This window comes from Agromyces sp. 3263 (genome assembly GCF_031456545.1).
GTDB lineage: Bacteria > Actinomycetota > Actinomycetes > Actinomycetales > Microbacteriaceae > Agromyces.
Genome location: NZ_JAVDUV010000001.1, coordinates 1275354 through 1295537, shown reverse-complemented (window position 1 = coordinate 1295537; position 20184 = coordinate 1275354). Strand labels below are relative to the sequence as shown.

At 71.3% G+C, this 20184-nt stretch carries 19 protein-coding genes and 2 tRNA genes; 14 read left to right on the top strand and 7 right to left on the bottom strand.

The annotated features are described in order from the left end of the window. The first annotated feature begins 82 nt into the window (after positions 1 to 82). The 4 genes from J2X63_RS05955 to J2X63_RS05940 all read left to right on the top strand — a co-directional run bounded on the left by J2X63_RS05955 (position 83) and on the right by J2X63_RS05940 (position 3093). Positions 83 to 1375, top strand: coding sequence for an LCP family protein (locus tag J2X63_RS05955; protein WP_309975085.1), 1293 nt, complete (start codon positions 83 to 85; stop codon positions 1373 to 1375). 121 nt (positions 1376 to 1496) lie between these two features. Continuing rightward, positions 1497 to 1581 (top strand) — tRNA-Ser (locus tag J2X63_RS05950). Between the two features lie 35 nt (positions 1582 to 1616). Beyond that, positions 1617 to 2918, top strand: a complete 1302-nt coding sequence (locus tag J2X63_RS05945) for an LCP family protein (RefSeq protein WP_309975082.1) — start codon at positions 1617 to 1619, stop codon at positions 2916 to 2918. 86 nt (positions 2919 to 3004) lie between these two features. Then, a tRNA-Ser gene (locus J2X63_RS05940) sits at positions 3005 to 3093 on the top strand. Between the two features lie 82 nt (positions 3094 to 3175). Here J2X63_RS05940 and J2X63_RS05935 read toward each other — a convergent pair. Continuing rightward, positions 3176 to 3397 carry an amphi-Trp domain-containing protein gene (locus tag J2X63_RS05935; RefSeq protein WP_309975079.1) on the bottom strand — a complete coding sequence of 74 codons (222 nt, stop codon included), beginning with the start codon at positions 3395 to 3397 and terminating at the stop codon, positions 3176 to 3178. A 200-nt stretch (positions 3398 to 3597) separates the two neighbouring features. On the opposite strand from J2X63_RS05935, the gene J2X63_RS05930 reads away from it, so the two are divergent. After that, positions 3598 to 4383, top strand: coding sequence for a maleylpyruvate isomerase N-terminal domain-containing protein (locus J2X63_RS05930; RefSeq protein ID WP_309975077.1), 786 nt, complete (start codon positions 3598 to 3600; stop codon positions 4381 to 4383). A 78-nt stretch (positions 4384 to 4461) separates the two neighbouring features. On the opposite strand, the gene J2X63_RS05925 is transcribed toward J2X63_RS05930, so the two are convergent. Further along, positions 4462 to 5373: a LysR family transcriptional regulator gene (locus J2X63_RS05925; protein ID WP_309975074.1), complete on the bottom strand. Its 912-nt coding sequence runs from the start codon at positions 5371 to 5373 to the stop codon at positions 4462 to 4464. A gap of 82 nt (positions 5374 to 5455) precedes the next feature. On the opposite strand from J2X63_RS05925, the gene J2X63_RS05920 reads away from it, so the two are divergent. After that, a complete protein-coding gene (locus J2X63_RS05920) occupies positions 5456 to 6433 on the top strand; it encodes a DMT family transporter (protein WP_309975070.1) in 978 nt (325 codons plus the stop codon). Positions 6434 to 6447: 14 nt separating this feature from the next. Here J2X63_RS05920 and J2X63_RS05915 read toward each other — a convergent pair whose 3' ends face one another. Both J2X63_RS05915 and J2X63_RS05910 read right to left on the bottom strand, forming a co-directional pair. Further along, positions 6448 to 6810, bottom strand: a complete 363-nt coding sequence (locus J2X63_RS05915) for a carboxymuconolactone decarboxylase (RefSeq protein ID WP_309975069.1) — start codon at positions 6808 to 6810, stop codon at positions 6448 to 6450. A gap of 130 nt (positions 6811 to 6940) precedes the next feature. Next, positions 6941 to 7651, bottom strand: a complete 711-nt coding sequence (locus J2X63_RS05910; RefSeq protein ID WP_309975066.1) for a helix-turn-helix domain-containing protein — start codon at positions 7649 to 7651, stop codon at positions 6941 to 6943. A 191-nt stretch (positions 7652 to 7842) separates the two neighbouring features. On the opposite strand from J2X63_RS05910, the gene J2X63_RS05905 reads away from it, so the two are divergent. Genes J2X63_RS05905 through J2X63_RS05885 form a run of 5 tightly spaced genes read left to right on the top strand, consistent with a single transcriptional unit; the run spans position 7843 to position 14765 of the window. Beyond that, entirely contained in the window at positions 7843 to 9501 is a 1659-nt protein-coding gene (locus J2X63_RS05905; protein ID WP_309975064.1) for an amidohydrolase, read from the top strand. A gap of 16 nt (positions 9502 to 9517) precedes the next feature. Beyond that, entirely contained in the window at positions 9518 to 11191 is a 1674-nt protein-coding gene (locus J2X63_RS05900) for an ABC transporter substrate-binding protein (RefSeq protein WP_309975061.1), read from the top strand. 48 nt (positions 11192 to 11239) lie between these two features. After that, a complete protein-coding gene (locus J2X63_RS05895) occupies positions 11240 to 12199 on the top strand; it encodes an ABC transporter permease (RefSeq protein ID WP_309975057.1) in 960 nt (319 codons plus the stop codon). Further along, positions 12196 to 13056 carry an ABC transporter permease gene (locus J2X63_RS05890; protein WP_309975055.1) on the top strand — a complete coding sequence of 287 codons (861 nt, stop codon included), beginning with the start codon at positions 12196 to 12198 and terminating at the stop codon, positions 13054 to 13056. The genes J2X63_RS05895 and J2X63_RS05890 overlap by 4 nt, the downstream gene beginning before the upstream one ends. Continuing rightward, on the top strand, positions 13053 to 14765 hold the full coding sequence (locus J2X63_RS05885) for an ABC transporter ATP-binding protein (protein WP_309975053.1): 1713 nt from the start codon (positions 13053 to 13055) through the stop codon (positions 14763 to 14765). Before J2X63_RS05890 ends, J2X63_RS05885 begins: the two co-directional genes overlap by 4 nt. 21 nt (positions 14766 to 14786) lie before the next feature. Here the strand turns inward: J2X63_RS05885 and J2X63_RS05880 are convergent, their stop codons facing one another. After that, positions 14787 to 14984 carry a hypothetical protein gene (locus J2X63_RS05880; RefSeq protein WP_159607165.1) on the bottom strand — a complete coding sequence of 66 codons (198 nt, stop codon included), beginning with the start codon at positions 14982 to 14984 and terminating at the stop codon, positions 14787 to 14789. 34 nt (positions 14985 to 15018) lie between these two features. Beyond that, positions 15019 to 15312 carry a hypothetical protein gene (locus tag J2X63_RS05875; RefSeq protein ID WP_309975048.1) on the bottom strand — a complete coding sequence of 98 codons (294 nt, stop codon included), beginning with the start codon at positions 15310 to 15312 and terminating at the stop codon, positions 15019 to 15021. Between the two features lie 80 nt (positions 15313 to 15392). Between J2X63_RS05875 and J2X63_RS05870 the strand changes: the two genes are divergently transcribed. Beyond that, positions 15393 to 15851: a hypothetical protein gene (locus J2X63_RS05870; RefSeq protein WP_309975046.1), complete on the top strand. Its 459-nt coding sequence runs from the start codon at positions 15393 to 15395 to the stop codon at positions 15849 to 15851. Positions 15852 to 15993: 142 nt separating this feature from the next. Beyond that, positions 15994 to 16425 carry a hypothetical protein gene (locus J2X63_RS05865; protein WP_309975043.1) on the top strand — a complete coding sequence of 144 codons (432 nt, stop codon included), beginning with the start codon at positions 15994 to 15996 and terminating at the stop codon, positions 16423 to 16425. Positions 16426 to 16459: 34 nt separating this feature from the next. On the opposite strand, the gene J2X63_RS05860 is transcribed toward J2X63_RS05865, so the two are convergent. Beyond that, complete coding sequence (locus J2X63_RS05860) at positions 16460 to 17452, bottom strand: Ku protein (protein ID WP_309975040.1); 993 nt, start codon at positions 17450 to 17452, stop codon at positions 16460 to 16462. A gap of 155 nt (positions 17453 to 17607) precedes the next feature. Here J2X63_RS05860 and J2X63_RS05855 point away from each other — a divergent pair, with 155 nt between their 5' ends. Beyond that, positions 17608 to 20166, top strand: coding sequence for an ATP-dependent DNA ligase (locus tag J2X63_RS05855; protein ID WP_309975037.1), 2559 nt, complete (start codon positions 17608 to 17610; stop codon positions 20164 to 20166). Positions 20167 to 20184: the final 18 nt, after the last annotated feature.

The window sequence follows — 20184 nt, the reverse complement described above, 5'->3', positions numbered from 1 at the left end:
AGCCCCGGCGCGCTGGAATGACAAGGGTCCTGCCGCCGCACGGTTGCGCCGGATAGGATCAGCGCGTCGGAGGGGGCTCGGCATGAGCGGTCGGACCGGGCAGCAGCCAGTGTCGCCGCCAGTCGTGCCGCGACACGGGCGATTGCCGCGTCACAGCGCCTGGGCCACCTACGGGAAGATCGCGGCATCCGTCGTCGCCGTGCTCGCGGTGAGCGCCGCGGCCATCGGTGCCTACGCCGCGGTCGACCTCGTGCAGTCGGTGAAGCCGCCCGTGAAGCTCGAGAGCGAGAAGGTCCTCGAGAACGTGCCCGACATCGGCGCCATGGAGGGCGGACTCACGTTCGTGCTCGTCGGGAGCGACAAGCGACCGGAGGACGGCGCGTTCGGCGACCCCGAGGAGGAGTCGGCGGTCCTGAACGACGTCACCATGCTGCTGCACATCTCGCAGGACCACTCGCACGTCGAGGTGGTGAGCTTCCCGCGCGACATGTACGTATCGGTGCCCGAGTGCACGGATCCGAACGATCCCGGGGGCGAGAAGCTGTCGGCCATGTCGCAGGTGAAGATGAACGAGGTGCTCTCCTACGGCGGGCTGGGCTGCGTGGCGACGACGCTCGAGCAGCTCACCGGCGTGACGATCCCGCTCGGCGGCATCGTCGAGTTCTACGGCGTCGCCGCCCTCTCGTCCGCCGTCGGCGGCGTCGACGTGTGCGTGACCGACCGCATCGAGGACCCGTACACCGGGCTGTTCCTCGACCCGGGAACGCATTCCCTCTCGGGCATGGATGCGCTGGCGTTCCTGCGCACCCGACACGGGGTGGGCGACGGCAGCGACCTGGGCCGCATCTCCAGCCAGCAGACCTTCCTCGCCTCGCTCATGCGGACCCTGCAGAGCTCGGGCACACTCGGCGACCCGGTCAAGCTCTACTCGATCGCGAAAGCCGTCTTGTCGAACATGACGCTGTCGACGGCGCTGCAGAACCCCACCCAGCTCATCTCGATCGCGAAGACCCTCCAGGACGTCGACCTGTCGAAGGTCGTCTTCCTGCAGTACCCGACCGGCTACACCGACGACAAGAGCGGCGTGGTGCCGAGCGACTCGGCGCAGATCGTCAATGCCGCGCTGCAGGCCGACCTACCGGTCGCGATCGACCCGGCAGCGACGGCGGAGTCGGAGTTCGGCACCGTCGCCGATCCGAACGCCGCGGCTCCCGCACCGCCCGCTGCCGATGCCCCGGCCACGGGGGAGGCGGCCGCCACCGGTGACCCGTCCGCGCCGGCCGACCCGGCTGCGCCGGCGCCCGAGGTGCTGCCGGAGGACGTCACCGGGCAGAACGCCGCCGAGGTCCGCTGCGCGAGCGCGAACGCCGGCTGACGCGGCATCCGCTTCAGGACCTTCCCAGACTGTGCTGCGAGGCTCGTCGGAACTGCGCTTCGGCTAGAATCGGGGCCTGCCGTGCGACGTCGCCCCTCACGGGGCGTCAGCGTGCCGGCGAGGAGGGCTGTCCGAGCGGCCGATGGAGCTGGTCTTGAAAACCAGTGGGCAGCAATGCCTCGTGGGTTCGAATCCCACGCCCTCCGCACACGACCGACATGACTGGAACGAGAGGAACCGGGTGAACCAGGACTTGCGTCACAGCTCGCGTCGCGCGGCGAAGAACCCCTCCGTCGCCCGCCACGGCCGGCTCAAGACCCACAGTGCGTGGTCCACCGTGGCCAAGGTCGCGGCATCCGTCGTCGCCGTGACCCTCATCTCCGGCTCCGCCGTCGCCGCCTACGCCGCCTGGGATCTCGCGAGCACCGTGCAGCCCACCGTCAAGCTCGAGAGCGAGAAGGTGCTCGAGGGCGTGCCCGACGTCGGCGCGATCGAGGGTGGCGTCAACCTGCTGCTCATCGGCAGCGACAGCCGCCAGGGCCAGGGCGAGGCCTTCGGCGATCCCGACGAGGAGACCGCCGTCCTCAACGACGTGACGATGCTCATGCACATCGCGCAGGACCACTCGCACGCCTCGGTCGTCAGCTTCCCGCGCGACATGCTGGTCGATGTTCCCGCCTGCACCGACCCCGAGGATCCCAGCAGCACGCTCGACGAGCTCTCCGACGTGAAGATCAACACGGTGCTCTCCTACGGCGGCATGGACTGCGTCGCGAAGACGGTCGAGTCGCTCACCGGCGTCACCATCCCGTTCGCCGGCATCGTGCAGTTCATGGGCGTCGCGGGCCTGTCGGAGGCCGTCGGCGGCGTCGACGTCTGCGTCGCCGAGCCCATCGAGGACGAGTACACCGGCACGTTCCTCGACCCCGGCACGCACACCCTGAGCGGAGTGGCCGCGCTGCAGTTCCTCCGCACCCGGCACGGTGTGGGCGACGGCTCCGACCTCGGCCGCATCTCGAACCAGCAGGTCTTCCTTTCGGCGCTCGCGCGCAAGCTGCAGTCCGACGGCACCCTCGGCGATCCGGTCAAGCTCTACTCGATCGCCAAGGCCGCGCTCGCGAACATGCAGCTCTCGAGCAGCCTCACCGATCCCACGCGCATGATCTCCATCGCGAAGGCGATGAAGGACATCGACCTCGCGAAGCTCGCGTTCATCCAGTACCCGACCTCGTACGTCGCGGGTGGTGGAGCCGTGGCGCCCAACGCCTCGGCGGAGCTCATCAACCAGGCGCTGCAGGCCGACCTCCCCGTGACCTTCGATCCCGACGCGCAGAACAACGACTTCGGCTCGGCCTCAGACCCGGCCGCGCAGCCGCCCGCCGAGGCGCCGGCCGAGGAGGCTCCCGCCGAGGAAGCCCCCGCTGAGACGCCCGCCGATCCGGCCGCTCCGGCTCCGACGGCCGAGGCGCTGCCCGAGGACGTCGCCGGCCAGACCGGTGCCGACGTGCGTTGCTCCGCGGGCCGCACGCTCGACGACCAGTAGGCAGGCCGGGGCCCCGGCGCCGAATCGTCATCCGCGGCATCCGCGGGTTATGATGGCTGTCGCGTGTCCGCCATGGCGGTTCGCGAGGAGACGTCGCATAGTCCGGTCGAGTGCACCACCCTGCTAAGGTGGAGTCCCCGTAAGGGGACCAGGGGTTCAAATCCCCTCGTCTCCGCTCTCGCTTCATCGAAGGCCTCCGCGTGCAGCGGGGGCCTTCGTTCGTGGTGATCGTGGTCTCGTCGCCGGCCTGCCGGCTGTCACCAGGTGAGCTCGACCTCGAGCTCGTTCTCGCCCTCGTCACCGAGCTCCACCTCCACCTTGAGGTTGACCTGGTCGGGGATGTGCACGGTGATCTGCCGTCCCGCGCGATGGAATTCGACCGAGTTGTTCTTCGCCAGGGCGTCGGCGAGTGTGCGGAGCTTGGCGGCCGCCTGCTCGCGGCTCATGCGCTGGGTGTCGTCGATGTCGAACAGGTCCATGGTGTCTCCCCCTGGTGTCGTGTTCTCGACCGTAGCGACCTCCACCCGCCGCGCACCAGCGTCTCGGTACGGATGCGGGCCCGCCTCGGCAGCCGCGGGACCGCTGCCCAGACCGTCCGCGTACACATCCTGGAAGAGAAGGGTCGTTTCGGCTGTGAAAATCGCTGTGCGGTCATCGGGGCACATGGTAGAACGGCGGGATGCACGAGATCCTGACGTTCCCTGATCGGCTGCGGCTGATCGACGAACGGTCGGCTGTCTTCGGTGCTGCGGTCGCCGCGGCACCCGGCCTCGACGTTCAGATGGCGACCCATCCCTCGCGGACGCTGTTCGAGCACGTGCAGCACGTGGGCATGGGTCGCCGCAAGGCAGCCGCCATCGTCGCCGCCGGGCCCGCGGACGGTCCGCCGGAGGAGTCCGCATGGGGAGGCGGCACGGGTGCGCCCCGGGAGCGCGAGGCTCTCCTGGGCTGGTGGGCCGAGTCCATCGAGCACCTCGATCGTGTGCTGCGCGAGGCGGGCCCCGATCGCGATTGCTGGACGTGGTGGGGGGACTCGCCGTCACCGCAGACATCCGGGGCATGGGCGCGGCGCCAGCTCCACGAGATCGTGGTGCACACCTACGATGTCCAGCTCACGGGTGGTGCCCCGCAGCCGATACCGGAGAGGATCGCCCTCGACGGTTTCGACGACTGCCAGTTCACACTCTGCGCGACGACGGTGGCGTGGCCACACGATCCCGCCATCGTCGATTATCACGCTATCGAGGGCCGCTCCTGGCGATTGCGGCTGTCTCGCGACGGCGCGCAGGTCGCCCGCCTCGGGCCCGCGGCCGGCGAGGACCCCGACACGGCAGACGCCTCCGCCCGAGGCATGGCCAGTGACCTGGTCCTGTTCTTCTATGACCGCACACCGCTGGGTTCGCTCGAGTTCAAAGGCGACCGTCGTATCTTCGACCAGCTCGCAGCCTGGGACCCATCCGTGTGACACGACGGCATCCGATCTGCCGTACCCAAAAGCCCGGCGGTAGCACGGCGCTCGATAACCGATCCGCCATGTGGCCGCTCAGGCGGCGGCTGCGCGCAGCAGTTCCGCGGTGCGCGCGACCGCGGGGTGCGTGCGCATCGAACGCTTCACCCGCAGCATGATGCGACGTCGTGCCGCGGCATCCTCGATCGCCAGCATCGCGACGCCATCGGGCAGTGCGAGCGCCCCGAGCCGGGGGAGCACGGTGATGCCGACGGCCTGGGCGACGTAGTCGAGGGCGCTCGTGTAGTCGGGCGCCTGGATGCGGAACGGCGGTGCGAAGCCCAGCTCCCGGCAGGCGGTGAGCACGATCTCACGGCACGGGCCGCGTGCGTGGTCGTTGTCGATCCAGGCTTCGCCCGCGAGCTCCGAGAGGGCCACCGACGAGCGGTGGGCGAGCGGATGCCGCGAGGGCACGACGGCCACGTAGCCCTCGGTGCGCAGCTCCTCGATGTCGTATCCGTCGGTGTCGCCCTCGGCCACGGCGGGATCGCGGTCGCCGCGCACGGCCTCGGCGATGTACAGCTCGACGTCGAGGTCGCCCGTCGACTGCGAGCCGCGCAGTTCCGCGAGGCTCAGCTCGAGCCGCAGGGTGGGGAACTGCTCGACGAGGGCGGCCACGACCGAGGGCATCCACGCGCGATTGGCCGACATGAAGCTTCCGACGTGCAGGGTGCCGCTGCGACCCGAACGCAGGTCGTCGGCCATCGCATCGAAGTCGGCGAGCTGCTCGAGTACCCGCGAGGCGCGGTCGGCGACCGCGATGCCCGAGGCGGTGGGCACGATGCCGCGGCCGCGCTTCTCGATCAGGGTCAGGCCGGTCTCGCGCTGCAGCGCACTGACGTGCTGGCTGACGGCCGACGGCGTGTAACCCAGCCGGGACGCCGCCCGGTTGATCGAGCCCGTCTGCACGACGGCACGGAAGACGCGGAGGCGGTGCGGATCGACCATGTGCCGATCGTACAGTCGCACTGAATGGATGGGAAGGATCGTTCGCTTGTGCTCAGGTGATCGTCGCAGGGAAGGTGGAGGGATGCGACTTTCCCCGACCCGGCCCCTCGACGCCGCCGCCGCCGTTACTCCGGCAGCCGCCAGGAACTGGAAGGTGCTCGCCGCGACCCTCGTGGTGCTCGTGCTCTGGGCGTCGGCGTTCATCGCCATCCGGGGCATCGGCGATGCCCTCTCGCCCGGCGCGCTCGCCTTCGGCCGGCAGCTCGTGGGCACCGTCGTGCTCGTCGCGCTCGCCGTGTGGCGTCGCCCACCGCTGCCGCGCGGTCGCGGGCTGCTGCTCGTCGCCGTCTACGGCGTGCTGTGGTTCGCCGGCTACACGGTCGTGCTCAACCTCGCCGAGCGCCACCTCGACGCGGGAACCGCGGCGATGCTCGTGAACATCGCGCCGCTGCTCGTCGCCGTCGCCGCGGGCGCGTTCCTCAAGGAGGGCTTCCCGCGCCCGCTCATGATCGGCATGCTCATCGCGTTCGCCGGGGTCGTGCTCATCGCGACGGGCGGGGTGGGAGTGCACAGCGACCCGCTCGGCATCGCCCTCGGCATCCTCGCCGCCGTGCTCTACGCGTCGGGCGTGCTCGTGCAGAAGGTCGCGCTGCGGCACACCGACGCCCTCAGTGCGACCTGGGTCGGCTGCGCGATCGGCGCGGCGGTGCTGTTGCCGTTCGCGCCGCAGGCCCTCGTCGAGGTCGCGGCGGCGCCTGCCCCGGCGGTGCTCGCGATGGTCTACCTCGGCGTCTTCCCCTCAGCCGTCGCGTTCGTGCTGTGGGCGTACGTGCTGCAGCGCAGCTCGGCGGGTGCCACGGCCTCCGCGACCCTCGCGGTGCCGGCGATCGTCGTCGTGCTCTCGTGGCTCCTGCTGGGCGAGCTGCCGACGCTGCTCGGGCTCGTCGGCGGGGCGCTCTGCCTCCTCGGCGTTGCCTGGAGCCGCCGGAGGTCCGGTCCCGCCCGCGAGCGCGATGCCGCAGGCCGGGGCCGCTCAGTGCGAGCGACCCCGGCCGGCTGACGTCGGAATGCGTGTCAGGTGAGGCCGTCCTCCTCGTCCTCGAGTTCCTCCTCGAGGGCGATCTCGAGGTCCTCGAGCTCGATCTCGGCCGCGAGGGCCTTCACGATGTTGCCGGTCGCCGAGGCGATCCGGGCGGTCCCGACGATCGGCGCGATCGCGGTGAGCACGCCTCTGAGGTCCTCGGCGTCGAGGCCGACCTCGCCGCCGACCTCGAGGTTGAGCGCGTAGGAGACGGGTGGCGCGTCGACCGCGACCAGTGCGGCGATGCGGACGAGCACCAGCGTCTCGGGGTCGAGGGTGGACGCGTCGAGGGAGTCGGCGGTCATTCGCGCGAGCAGGTCGAGCACGGGCGCGTCATCGTCGGGCGTATCGGACATGATGGATCCCTTCACCACTGGTGGAACCGGATTGTGCGCAGCGAGGCTGCAGGCTCATTGCACCCCGGTCTCCCGGTGGCGGCATCATCGAGATCGCATGAAAGGCGACGCCGAGCGGTCGGCTCGCGCGTCAGGGCATCGCGGCGCCCCGGGCGCCAGCGGCCGTTCGCTCGGCCGAGTCGAGCACCGACTCGACACCGAGCAGGAAGAGGTCGCGGTCGTCGAGAGCCCGAAGTCGGGGGCCCACCGAGGCGATGAGCGGATGCCTCGCCGGGTCGACCAGCAGCGGACTCTCGATCCACGGGCTGGGCGCCGACGGCGCGGTGCCGCGCTCGCCGCGGCTGCGGGCGATGCCGGCCGCGCTGGAGATCACGTGCGACGCCATGAGCGCGTAGTGGTTGACGAGGTCGTCGCCCTCGAGCCCCGCACGGGCGAAGGAGTCGAGCATGAACTCGATGATGTCGAGCTCGTGCGGCCCGTTCGTGGTCAGCACGGTCGCCTCGACGCCGATGGCGGGGTAGGTGGCGAAGAGGTCGAGGGTGGCGACCGCCAGCTGCGTGAGGCGTGCGCGCCAGTCGTCGGCTGCGGCATCCACCCGGTCGAGGCTCATGCCGATGACCTCGTCGAGGAGCGACCGCATGAGGTCGTCCTTGCCGCGGAAGTGCCGATAGATCGCCGTCGGGTCGGCACCGAGCTCGGCGCCGAGGTCGCGCACCGAGACGGCGCCGACGCCGGGCTGCGCGGCGAGTCTGAGGCCGGCGGCCACGATCGCGTCGCGGTCGAGGCGCGCCTTGCCCCCGCGGCGTGCGGGGGCGCCGCCGGATCGCGTCGCTGTCGTCATCGGTTGCCGTGTTCCTTCGTTTCAGGACATGCTGCCACGCCCGCGGCCCCTCTGGCCGGTCGCCCGCCGACCGCGGGGCACGTCTCAGCATAACGAATTGATCAACGCTGATGTCAACAGTGTTGACACGATGATCGTGGCGCAACTACAGTCGCCGCAACCCACACGTTCGACGAGGAAGCGAGGGCGACGTGCCCGCAGACCTGCTCTTCACCGGAGGCCCCGTCTTCACGGGCGCCGGAGACCCGCTGCCCGGCCACGCCGTCGCGGTCACCGACGGCCGCATCACGGCGGTCATCCCCGAAACCGACGCCGGCCCGCTCATCGGCGAGCACACCCGTGTGGTGCAGCTCGACGGGGCACTCCTCAGCCCGGGCTTCCAGGACGCGCACATCCACCCGGTCGGCGGCGGCGTCGAGCTCCTGCAGTGCAACCTCACCGAGGCGACGGATGCCGCGGACACGGTCGCCCTCGTGCGGGCCTACGCCGACGCGAACCCCGACGAGCCGTGGATCCTCGGCGGCGGTTGGTCGATGGACCACTACCCGGGCGGTGCGCCGGTGCGTGCACTGCTCGACGCGGCCGTGCCCGACCGCCCGGTGCTGCTGCTCAGCCGCGATCACCACAGCACCTGGGCGAACACGGCCGCCATCCGCCTCGCCGGGATCGACGCGTCGACACCCGACCCGGCCGACGGCCGCATCGAGCGGGAGGCCGACGGCGCACCGGCCGGCACCTTCCACGAGGGTGCCGGCGACCTGTTCGACGGCGTGCGCCCGGCCCTCGATCCCGAACTGGTCTACGCGGGTCTCCTGCGCGCGCAGCGCGAGCTCCTCGCGCTCGGCATCACCGGGTGGCAGGACGCAATGGTCGGCGGCGGCTCGGGGGTCGTCCCCGATCCGCTCGACGCCTACCGGCGCGCGCTCGAGGCCGGCGAGCTCGTGGTGCACGTGGTCGGCGCCCAGTGGTGGGCCCGCGACCGCGGCATCGAACAGGTCGACGAGATGGCCGCCCGTCGCGAGGCCATCGCCGCGCTCGGTCATGAGGAGCGCCTCTCGCTCGGCACGACGAAGATCATGGTCGACGGCGTCGCCGAGAACCAGACCGCCGCGATGCTCACGCCGTACCGCGACGCGCACGGCCACGACACGCACAACCACGGGCTCTCGTTCGTCGACCCCGAGCTGCTGCAGGGCTATGTCACCGCCCTCGACGCCGCCGGATTCCAGGTGCATTTCCATGCACTCGGCGACCGCGCCGTGCGTGAGGCGCTGGATGCCCTCGACGCGGCGAAGGCGGCCAATGGCGTGACCGATGGACGCCATCACCTCGCGCACCTGCAGATCGTGGAGGAGACCGAGACCGCCCGCTTCGCCGGGCTCGGCGCTGTGGCGAACATCCAGGCGCTCTGGGCCACGCACGAGGACCAGATCGACGAGTTGACTCTGCCGTTCCTCCAGGACGGTGCCGAGTCGCGCCAGTACCCGTTCGGCGACCTCGTGCGCCACGGAGCGCGCCTCGCCGCCGGGAGCGACTGGCCCGTCTCGAGCGCCGACCCGATGGACGCGATCCACATCGCGGTCACGCGGGTCGCCCCCGGAATCGATGCCGAGCCGCTCGGCGGGGCCCACCAGCGCCTCGACCTGGCCACCGCGATGGCCGCCTACACCTCGGGCACGGCCTACGTGAACCACCGCGACCACGACACCGGGTACCTCCGCGAGGGCTACCTCGCGAACCTCGTGGTGCTCGACCCCGACCCGTTCTCGGTGCCCGCCGAGGAGATCCACCGTTCGACGGTGGTCTCGACGTGGGTCGAGGGCGAGCCCGTCCACCTCCGCAACGACTGACTCCGAGGAGCGCACGATGTCCGACCCCCAGCACCGCACCTCGACCCACCGCGGGGTCCGCCGCGTCTCGCGCCGTGGCACGGCCGTCGTCGCCGGCATCCTTGGCGCCGCGCTCGCCCTGACCGGGTGCACCCCGCCCGCGACCGAGGCGCCCGCCGACCCCGAGTACGAGCTCACCGCGCAGACCGATGCCCCGTCGGGCGACATCGACTCCTTCTCGTGGGTGAGCTACGCCGAGCCCTACTCCCTCGACTACGCCTACGCGTTCGACTACTCCGACAACCAGGTGCTCTCGAACGTGTGCGAGTCGCTGCTGCGGCTGAACCCCGACTACACCCTGACCCCCGCGCTCGCCGAGTCGTTCGCGCACCCCACCCCGACGACCTGGGTCTACACGATCCGCGACGGCGTGACCTTCCACGACGGCACGCCGCTCACCGCCGCCGACGTCGTCGCGTCGATGAGCCGCCACCTCGACCCGGCGGTCGGATCCTCGTGGTACTCGGTGTACCAGAACGTCACCTCGATCGAGCAGACGGGCGACCGCGAGGTCACGGTGACCGAGGCATCCGCCGACTCGCAATTCAACCTCGCGATGGGCGGTTCCGCCGGGGTCATCGAGTCGGCGGCCACGCTCGCCGAGGCCGGCGCCGACTACGGCAACTCGACCGGCGGCGTGAACTGCACCGGGCCGTTCAGCCTGACCGAGTGGAAGTCCGGAGAGCGCATCACCCTCACTCGCTACGACGACTACTGGGACGAGTCGCTGCGCGCGAAGTCGGGCGAGGTCGACTTCATCTTCATGAACGACGCGAACGCCCGGGTCAACGCCCTGGCCTCCGGCGAGGTCGACGGCGGCTGGATGGTGCCGCTCGAGGCGGCGCCGCAGCTCGAGAACTCGAGCGTCGGCGACCTGCGCTTCGGCATGAGCACGGCGGTCTCGAGCCTCATCGTGTCGAACCTCGACGGCCCGCTCGGCGACGTGAACGTGCGCAGGGCGCTGCTCATGGCCCTCGATCGCGAGGGCATCGTCTCGGCCGCGGCCAAGGGCTACGGCGAGGTCACCGATGCGCTCACGACCGAGTCGGTGTGGGTGGGCGCGAGCGAGGCCGGGCTCGCCTCGGCGTTCGACGACCTGAGCGAGTACCCGTACGACCTCGATGCGGCGAAGCAGCTCGTCGAGGAGGCGGGAGCCGTCGGCGAGGAGATCACGCTGGTCACCGCCCCCATCAGCAGCGACTTCACCGTGATCGCCCAGGCGACCGCGGCGGCGGCCGAGTCGATCGGGCTGAAGGCCACCATCCAGACGGTGACGCCGAACGCCTACACCGCGCTGTTCTCCGACCCCAGCGCCCGTGAGGGCGTCGACCTGTTCTACACGTCGTGGTACCTGTCGAGCCCCGACCCGCTCGAGATGTACAGCGTCCTGCGCACCGGCGAGTTCAGCAACTACGGCGAGTGGTCCGACCCCGAGTTCGACCAGGTCGTGAACGAGGCGATCGCCATCGACGACCCCGCCGCCCGCTCCGAGAAGACCGCCGAGGCGCAGCGCATCGCCAACGAGGAGCTGCCGTGGCTGCCCCTCTACACCGGTCCGATGTCCCTGTTCCTCGGGGAGCGCATCACGGGTGTCGCGCCGTCGATCGCCTTCCTGTACTACCCGTGGGCGGCGACCATTGGCGCCCGGTAGCGGCATCCGGCGGCATCGCAGCCGACCCGGCGCAGCGGTGGTCGTCCCGTGACCGCCGCCCGCCGGGTGGCCGGCAAGCTCGGCGGCCTGCTGCTCACGCTGTTCCTGGCCTCGCTGCTGGTCTTCTTCTCGCGGTTCCTGGTGCCGGGCGACCCGGTGAGCTTCCTGCTCCGCGGGCGCAAGCCGTCGCCCGAGGCGGTCGCGCAGGTGAGCGCCCAGTACGGGCTCGACCTGCCACCGTGGCAGCAGTACCTGCAGTGGCTCGGCGGCGTGCTGCAGGGCGACTTCGGGCGGTCGCTGCAGTACCGGCAGGACGTCACCGCGGTGATCGGGGAGCGGCTGCCCGTGACGCTCGGCCTCGTGGTGATGGCGGGCCTCATGATCGCCGTGGTCGGACTCGTCGGCGGCATCGTGGCCGCCCTCAACCGCGGCCGCATCCTCGATCGCACGGTGCTCATCGGCCTCACGATGCTCGGCGCCATCCCGTCCTTCGTCGGCTCGATCGTGCTCATCGCGGTGTTCGCGGTGCAGCTCGGCTGGTTCCCGTCGTTCGGCTCGGGCGATGGCGGATTCCTCGACACGGTGTACCACCTGGTGCTGCCGTCCATCGCCTTGGCCGTGGTGTTCGTCGTCCTCGTGGGCAAGGTGACCCGGTCGTCGATGGTCGACCAGCTCGGGCGCGAGCACGTCGAGGTCGCCACGAGCCGCGGACTCGGCCGCGCCACCGTGGTGCGGCGGCATGTGTTCCGCAACGCGATCGGGCCGATCCTCACGGTCAGCGGCGTGCTCGTCGCCGGCCTCATCGTCGCGAGCTCGATCGTCGAGGCCGCCTTCGGCCTCGCGGGCATCGGCTCGCTGCTCGTGCAGTCCGTCGACCGTCTCGACTTCCCGGTCGTGCAGGCGATCGTGCTGCTCGTCGTGTTCGCCTTCGTCGTGGTGAACGCGATCATCGACATCCTCGAACCCTGGGTCGACCCCCGATCCGCCGCAGGAGCTGGTGCCAGATGACCACCCCCACCCTCGCGCTCGAGGTGCTGCGCGCTCCGCGTGCCCGCCCGGCGAACACGGCCTACGTCATCAGCCTCGTCGTGCTGGGTGTGCTGACCTTCGCGGCGATCTTCGCGCCGTGGGTCGCGCCCTACGATCCCGACCAGGTCGACCTCGCCGCGGTGTATGCGAGCCCGTCGTCGGCCCACTGGCTCGGCACCGACGCGCTCGGCCGCGACATCCTGAGCCGCATGATGTACGGCGCCCGCACCGCGCTGCTCGCACCCCTGATCGTGGTGATCTCCTCGACCGTCATCGGCCTCCTGCTCGGGCTGCTGGCGGGGTGGCGCGGTGGGTGGGTGGACTCGGTGCTCGGTCGCATCTTCGACGTGGTGTTCGCCTTCCCGTCGCTGCTCATCGCGATCATGGCGGTCGCACTCTTCGGCAAAGGCCTGGTCGCCCCGGTGATCGCCATGAGCATCGCCTACGCACCGTTCGTCGCCCGCCTCACCCGCTCGCTCGTGGCCTCCGAACGGAGCCGCCCGTACGTCTCGGCCTACCGGGTGCAGGGCTTCTCGGGCGGCTGGATCGCGACCCGTCGCGTGCTGCCCAACGTGACCCCGATCGTCGGCGCCCAGTCGACGCTGAACTTCGGGTACGTGCTCGCAGAGTTGGCCGCCCTGTCGTTCCTCGGCCTCGGCGTGCAGGCGCCCACCGCCGACTGGGGCGCCATGATCAACGAGGCCCAGGCGGGGCTCCTCGGCGGGCACTTCCTGCCGGCGATCGTGCCGGCGGTGGCCGTCGTCATCGCCGTCGTCGCCGTGAACGTGATCGGCGAGGAACTCTCCGACCGCATCGGAGGAGGAACCCCAGCATGACGCTGCTCGACATCTCGGACTACACGCTCGACCTGCCGGGCGGCACCCGCCTGCTCGACGGGGTCTCCCTGCGCGTCGCGGAGGGGGAGACGGTCGGCCTCGTCGGCGAATCCGGCTCGGGCAAGTCGCTCACCGCCCGTTCGGTGATCGGCCTGCAGCCCCGCGGCGCGAGAACTGACGGCTCCGTGCGAATCGACGACCGCGAGGTCCTGGGCGCCCGGACCGGGGAGCTGCTCGCCCTGCGCCGGTCGAGCGCGGGCATGGTCTTCCAGGACCCGCGTGCGGGCATCAACCCGATGCGCACCATCGGCGACCACCTCACCGAGACGCTCCGGCTGGTCGACGACCGGTCGCGCGCCGACGCCGACGCGCGGGCGATCGAGCTGCTGCGCGCCGTGCGGCTGCCGCGCCCCGAGGACCACCTGCGCCAGTACCCGCACGAACTGTCGGGCGGCATGCTGCAGCGGGTCATGATCGCGGGTGCGCTCACGAGCTCGCCGCGGCTGCTGATCTGCGACGAGCCCACCACCGCCCTCGACGTCACCACGCAGGCCGAGATCATCGCGGTGCTCGGCGAGCAACGTGCGTCCAGGGGCATGGGCATGCTCTTCATCACCCATGACCTGAACCTCGCGGCATCCATCTGCGACCGCGTCTACGTCATGAGCGCCGGCCGGGTCGTGGAGCATGGCGACGCCCGCCGGGTGTTCCTCCAGCCGCAGGCGCCGTACACGCGGCGGCTGGTGGCGGCGACGCCGACGATCGCGGTCGCCGAGACTCCCGCCGTTGCGGTTCCGGAGGCCGCGGGGCCGGCGCTCGTCACGTCGGTTCCGGATGCCGCGGGGCAGGCCCTCGTCGCCGACCCCATGCTCGACGTCCGAGCCGTCTCGAAGACCTACCGTGCGCACGGCACGGCCCGGGTGCGAGCCGTCGTGGACGCGTCGCTGGCGATCCCGCGCGGCGGTGCGCTCGCCGTGGTGGGGGAGTCGGGGTCGGGCAAGTCCACGCTCGCGCGCATGATCGTCGGGCTCGAGTCGGTCGACGAGGGGCAGATCGTCGTGGCGGGTGCCATCCGCACGTGGGTCCCGCGCCGGCGCGCGGAGCGGCTCGCGCACTCCCGATCGGTGCAGATGGTCTTCCAGGACCCGTACCTGTCGCTCGACCCGCGCATCCCGGCCGGACGCGCGATCGAGGACGCGCTCCGGCTGCACGCCGCGCTCACCACGAGTGACGCGCGCACCCGGGTCCTCGACCTGCTCGAGCAGGTGGGCCTCGACGCCACGCACGCCACCGCCCGCCCTCGTACCCTCTCGGGCGGTCAGCGGCAGCGCGTGGCGATCGCCCGGGCGCTCGCGATCGAGCCCGACGTGCTCGTCATGGACGAGGCGACGAGCGCGCTCGACGTCTCCGTGCAGGCGCAGGTGCTCGACCTCGTGGCGGCGATCCGCCGGGAGCGCGGGCTCACGGTGCTGTTCATCAGCCACGACCTCGCCGTGGTGCGCCGGGTCTGCGAGCAGACGGTGGTGATGCGCGCGGGCGAGATCGTGGAGCGCGGTGAGACGGCGGCCCTGCTGGCCGCGCCGCGGCATCCGTACACCCGGCTCCTGCTGGACTCGGTGCCGAGGCCCGGCTGGGATCTCGACGGGCCCGCGTCCGACGCCGGAGCCCCGCGCGCGGCACCCGAGCGCGCCGCGGGGGTCACGGCATGACCGCAGCCCCCGGCCGGACGCTCACTCCCAGTTGTCGACGGGGGTCGTCTCGTCCAGCGGGTCGCCCTCGCTCGCGCTGGTGACCTTGGTGCCGTCCTCGGCCGCCTGACGGTCGGCCTCCGACGAGTCCACGCGTGCGTCGTCGACGTCGGGATCGAGCGGTCGCGGGTCGCGATCCGCGTCGAACGGCTCCTCCAGCGGGTCCACGAAGTCGGTCATGTGGGTCCTCTCCTCTCGTCGGTTCTCGTCCGGCTCACTCGGGGATGCCACGGATGCCGCGGATCTCCCCGATCTCCTCGGGGTCGAGCTCCACGTCGCCCACGTCGTCGGGGCCGCCGGTGCCCGGCACCGCCCTGATCCGCGACGTGTCGATGTCGTCGTCGATGCCGTCGGGGAGCGGATCGGCCTGCTTGGCCGCAGTCTCCGCCTCGCTGCCGGGGCTGTAGCTCACGTCCTTGCGCGTCTGCTCGGGATCGTTCAGCGGCCCGGCCGCCCCGCCCCCGGCCTCGGGATTCGGACGCCCGCCCGACTCGTCTGGCGTGCTCATGCCGGCGAGCCTAGGTCGCGCACGGCCGGGTCGTCAGGCCCTTGACACGGGGACGCGGCGAGTGTCGGAGGGTGCTCGCTATGGTGGGAACCACCACCACGATCAGGGGGACCATCACCATGCAACGAATCATGACGTCCACCGCGCTGGTCTTCGCCGGCGCGCTGCTGCTCGCCGGATGTGCGGCCGGCGGGAGCGGAGCCTCGTCGAGCGCCGACGAGTGCGACACGGTGAAGTCCGACGTCCGCGACATCTCGAACGGCGCGCAGAACACGCTCGCCGCGGGCGGCGACCCCGCCGAGATCCAGTCCGCGCTCGAGGGCTACAGCGACCGCGTCGACCAGCTCGGCGAAGACACGTCCGACGCCGTGAGCGATGAGCTCGAGAAGCTCGCCGAGGCGCTCGACGATGCGGCCGAGTTCGCCGCAACGCTGCCCTCCGATCCCGACGCCGAGGTCGATTCCGACGCGGTCGCCGAGCACCAGACCGCGATCCAGGACGCAGCGTCGGGCGTCAACGACGCCTGCAGCGCCGACTAGCGAGGCACCGGCACGAGCGCGGGGCGCGGCATCCGATCAGCGGATGCCGCGCCCCGTCGTCGTCCGTCCGGCGGCTCGATCCCCTGAACCGGCGAAACGCAACCCCCGTCCGCGTCGAAGCGCCGATCCTTAGGCTGCACCCATGCAACGAATCACCACTTCCGCGGCACTCGTCTTCGCGAGTGCACTGCTCCTCTCCGGCTGCGCCGCCGGCGGTGGCGGCGAGGGCGCCGGTTCGAGCGTCGACGCCTGCACCGCCGTCGAGTCCGAAGTCCGCGACATCTCGAACGGCGCGCAGAACGCGCTCGCCGCCGGAGGCGACCCGAGCGAGACGCAGGCGACGCTCGAGGGCTACAGCGAGCGCATCATGGCGATCGACCGCACCGGCGGCGACGACACCCAGCTCTCCGACGCGCTCGACGAGCTCGACGCGAGCATCCAGGACGCCGCCGAGTTCGCGGGCACCCTGCCGAGCGATCCCGACGCCGAGGTCGACGCCGACGCGGTCGCCGAGCACCAGGCCGCGATCCAGGACGCGGCGGACGCCGTCGGCGAGACCTGCACCGACGACTGAGCCGCCCGCGATCAGCGGATGCCGCGCGCCGGCGTCACGACGCCGCCTTCTTCTTGGCCGCCGGCGCCTTCTTCTTCGTGCCGTCGCCCGATGACGTCGCGGCCTTCGAGCGGCTCGAGCCGGCCTTCGACGTGTCCGATGACTTCGCGCCGGCGGACGACGACTTCGACGCGCCCGAACCCGACCCGGCCCTGCCGCCGCTGCCGCCGCCCTTCGCCCCGCCGCCCTTCGCGGCATCCGACCCGCCGCGCTTGGACGCGATCGACTGGCGCAGGGCCTCCATGAGGTCGATGACCTCGCCGCCCTCCTCCTCGGGCTCCTCGCCGAACGTCGCGGCCGTGTCGACGGCGTCGCCCTGCTCGAGCTTCGCTTGGATGAGCGTGCGCAGCTCGGCCTGGTACTCGTCGACGAACTGGTCGGGCTCGAAGTCGGACACGAGGCTCTCGACGAGCTGCTTCGACAGGTCGAGCTCCTTGTCGGAGATCTTCACCGGCTCATCGAGCGACGGGAACTTCGCCTCGCGCACCTCGTCGCTCCAGAGCAGCGTCTGCACCATGAGCACGTCGCCGTGGACGCGGAGCGCGGCCAGGCGGGTCTTCTGGCGCAGGGCCATGCGCACGATCGCCGTCTTGTCGGTGGACTCGAGCGTGCGGCGCAGCAGCACGTAGGCCTTGTTCGACGCCGAGTCGGGCTCGAGGTAGTAGCTCTTGTCGAACATGATCGGGTCCACCTGCTCGGTGGGCACGAACTCGACGACCTCGATCTCGCGGCTGCGCTCGGCGGGCAGCGACTTCAGGTCCTCGTCGGTGATGATCACCGTGCGCTCGCCGTCGTCGTAGGCCTTGTCGATGTTCTTGTAGTCGACGACCTTGCCGTCGATCTCGCACACGCGTTGATAGCGGATGCGCCCGCCGTCGGCGTCGTGCACCTGGTGCAGGGACACGTCGTGATCCTCGGTGGCGCTGTACAACTTGACGGGCACATTGACCAGGCCGAATGTGACCGCCCCCTTCCAGACGGCTCGCATCACACCAGTACACACCCCAGCGGATGCCGCGCGGTAGCCCCTGCGGCATTCGCGAGCGGCCTCGCGGCCCCGCGAGATGACGCGAATCGCCCTTCCGGGGCGCCTCGGCGGACGATTCGCGTCACTTCGCGGGCGGACCGGGCAAGATGGTGAGCATGGCCGAGGGTACGCGCCAGCTCGTGGAGGTCGACGGCCGGAGACTCCGGCTGACGAACCTCGACAAGGTCATGTATCCCGAGACGGGCATGACCAAGGGCGAGGTGATCTCCTACTACGCGGAGATCGCCCCGGTCATGGTGCCGCTCGTCGTCGGCCGCCCGGTCACGCGAAAGCGGTGGGTGCAGGGCGTCGGCACCACGGATGCCCCGGGCCAGGTGTTCTTCGAGAAGAACCTCGCCGAGCACGCCCCCGACTGGATGCGCCGCGGCGTCATCGAGCACTCCGACGGTCCGAAGACCTACCCGATCGTCGACCACCGCGCCGCCCTCGTGTGGCTGGCGCAGCAGGCGTCGCTCGAGATCCACGTGCCGCAGTGGCGGTTCGCGCCCGACGGCTCGCGCGGCAATCCCGATCGCATGGTGTTCGACCTGGATCCGGGCCCCGGCATGGGGTTGCTCGAGTGCGCCGAGGTCGCTCGACTCGTGCGCGCGATCCTCGACGGCATGGGTCTCGAGGCGTTCCCGGTGACGAGCGGCAGCAAGGGCATCCACCTGTATGCGGCGCTCGACGGCTCGCAGACGTCGCAGCAGGTGTCGGAGGTCGCGCACGAGCTCGCGAGGGCGCTCGAGGCCGATCACCCCGACCTCATCGTGTCGAGCATGCGCAAGACGCTCCGCGAGGGTCGGGTGCTCATCGACTGGAGCCAGAACAACCAGAACAAGACCACGATCGCGCCGTACTCGCTGCGCGGCCGTCCCACGCCGACGGTCGCGGCGCCGCGCACGTGGGAGGAGCTCGACGATCCCGGCCTGCGCCACCTCGATGCACACGAGGTGCTCGCCCGCGTCGCCGAGGGGATCGACCCGATCGCCCCGCTCGCCGCGGCGGGCGCATCCGGCCCGTTGGCCACGTACCTCTCCATGCGCGACGCCGGCGCGACGCCCGAGCCGATGCCGTCGTCGACCTGGGGGGCGGAGGGTGACGGGCCTCCGCGCTTCGTGATCCAGGAGCACCACGCCCGCCGCCTGCACTTCGACCTGCGCCTCGAGCGCGACGGCGTGCTGAAGAGCTGGGCGGTGCCGAAGGGCGTGCCCGAGACCACGGGCAGGAACAACCTCGCGGTGCAGACCGAGGACCACCCGATGGAGTACCTCGTGTTCGAGGGCACGATCCCCTCCGGGCAGTACGGCGCCGGCAGCATGACGGTCTGGGACACCGGCACCTACGAGACCGAGAAGTGGCGGGACGACGAGGTGATCGTCGACCTCGAGGGGCGGCCCGGCGGACCGCTGGGCGGTCACGTCCGGCTCGCGCTCATCCGCACCGAGGGCTCGGGCGAGAAGAGCAACTGGCTGGCGCATCGCATGAAAGACCAGCGGCCGGGGCATTGGAGCCCGTCGTCGAAGGCGCGGCACGCGAGCGAGACGTCCTCCGAGACGGTGACGGATGCCGCAGGCGCGGCGGAGGCGACCGAGCCGCCGCATCCCGCTGAGCCCGCCCAGCCCGCCGAGCCCACTCAGCCCGCCGCGCTTGCAGCGGACCCGCTCGCGCCCGCTGAGCCCCATGAGCCCGACGACGGCCCGCACGAGGTCGAGCCGATCCTCGTGCGCCCGATGCTCGCGACGTCGGGCACCCTCGGGCAGGTGGCGCACGGCGACTGGGCGCTCGAGTGGAAGTGGGACGGCATCCGGGTGCTGGCGCGCGCCGACGGCGGCGGCATCCGCCTGCTGAGCCGGCGCGGCAATGACGTCACCGCGACGTATCCGGAGCTGGCCGGGCTGCCGCGGGTCCTCCGTGGCGACGCTCTCGTCGACGGGGAGATCGTCGCCCTCGACGACCATGGCAGGCCCAGCTTCGAGCGGATCCAGCAGCGCATGAACCTCGCCCGTCCGCGGGAGGTCGAACGCGTGATGGCGGCCGTGCCCGTGCGGCTCCTGCTCTTCGATGTGCTCGAGATCGCCGGCTCCTCCGTCACCGACCTTGCCTACCACCGTCGACGGGAGCTCCTCGAACGCCTCGTCCGACCGCGCCGGGGCGTGCCGGTCGAGCTGCCCGCCGCGGCATCCGGAACCCCTGAGGAGGCGTTCGCCGAGAGCCGGCGACTCGGCCTCGAGGGGCTCGTCGCCAAGCGCACCGACTCGACCTACCAGCCGGGCGTGCGCACCGAGGCCTGGCTGAAGCTGAAGCTCACGCGCACCCAGGAGGTGGTGATCGGCGGCTACCGCAAGGGCAGCGGCACTCGCCTCGGCCGCATCAGGTCGCTGCTGGTCGGCATTCCGGGCGAGCACGGCCTGGAGTACGCCGGTCGGGTGGGCAGCGGATTCCGGGAGGTCGAGCTCGACCGCCTGCTGGCGCGGCTCGACGGGCTGGCGCAGTCGACCCCGCCCTTCGTGGCGGTACCGCCCCTGGATGCGGCCGACGCGGTCTGGGTGCGACCCGAGGTGGTCGGCGAGATCGAGTTCGGCGAGTGGACCAGCACGGGCGTGGCGCGGCATCCGAGGTGGCGTGGACTGCGACCCGACAAGTCGCCCGACGAAGTCGTTCGGGAAGCGTGATCCGTCACCCCCGTTCGG

Excerpts from the sequence above, each read along its gene's own strand:
- J2X63_RS05890 (WP_309975055.1), top strand. The coding sequence starts at position 12,196 with ATGACCACCCCCACCCTCGCGCTCGAGGTGCTGCGCGCTCCGCGTGCC.
- J2X63_RS05935 (WP_309975079.1), bottom strand. The coding sequence starts at position 3,397 with ATGGACCTGTTCGACATCGACGACACCCAGCGCATGAGCCGCGAGCAG.
- J2X63_RS05880 (WP_159607165.1), bottom strand. The coding sequence starts at position 14,984 with ATGACCGACTTCGTGGACCCGCTGGAGGAGCCGTTCGACGCGGATCGC.
- J2X63_RS05860 (WP_309975040.1), bottom strand. The coding sequence starts at position 17,452 with ATGCGAGCCGTCTGGAAGGGGGCGGTCACATTCGGCCTGGTCAATGTG.
- J2X63_RS05900 (WP_309975061.1), top strand. The coding sequence starts at position 9,518 with ATGTCCGACCCCCAGCACCGCACCTCGACCCACCGCGGGGTCCGCCGC.
- J2X63_RS05875 (WP_309975048.1), bottom strand. The coding sequence starts at position 15,312 with ATGAGCACGCCAGACGAGTCGGGCGGGCGTCCGAATCCCGAGGCCGGG.
- J2X63_RS05955 (WP_309975085.1), top strand. The coding sequence starts at position 83 with ATGAGCGGTCGGACCGGGCAGCAGCCAGTGTCGCCGCCAGTCGTGCCG.
- J2X63_RS05915 (WP_309975069.1), bottom strand. The coding sequence starts at position 6,810 with ATGTCCGATACGCCCGACGATGACGCGCCCGTGCTCGACCTGCTCGCG.
- J2X63_RS05920 (WP_309975070.1), top strand. The coding sequence starts at position 5,456 with ATGCGACTTTCCCCGACCCGGCCCCTCGACGCCGCCGCCGCCGTTACT.
- J2X63_RS05870 (WP_309975046.1), top strand. The coding sequence starts at position 15,393 with ATGGTGGGAACCACCACCACGATCAGGGGGACCATCACCATGCAACGA.
- J2X63_RS05885 (WP_309975053.1), top strand. The coding sequence starts at position 13,053 with ATGACGCTGCTCGACATCTCGGACTACACGCTCGACCTGCCGGGCGGC.
- J2X63_RS05865 (WP_309975043.1), top strand. The coding sequence starts at position 15,994 with ATGCAACGAATCACCACTTCCGCGGCACTCGTCTTCGCGAGTGCACTG.
- J2X63_RS05855 (WP_309975037.1), top strand. The coding sequence starts at position 17,608 with ATGGCCGAGGGTACGCGCCAGCTCGTGGAGGTCGACGGCCGGAGACTC.
- J2X63_RS05910 (WP_309975066.1), bottom strand. The coding sequence starts at position 7,651 with ATGACGACAGCGACGCGATCCGGCGGCGCCCCCGCACGCCGCGGGGGC.
- J2X63_RS05930 (WP_309975077.1), top strand. The coding sequence starts at position 3,598 with ATGCACGAGATCCTGACGTTCCCTGATCGGCTGCGGCTGATCGACGAA.
- J2X63_RS05925 (WP_309975074.1), bottom strand. The coding sequence starts at position 5,373 with ATGGTCGATCCGCACCGCCTCCGCGTCTTCCGTGCCGTCGTGCAGACG.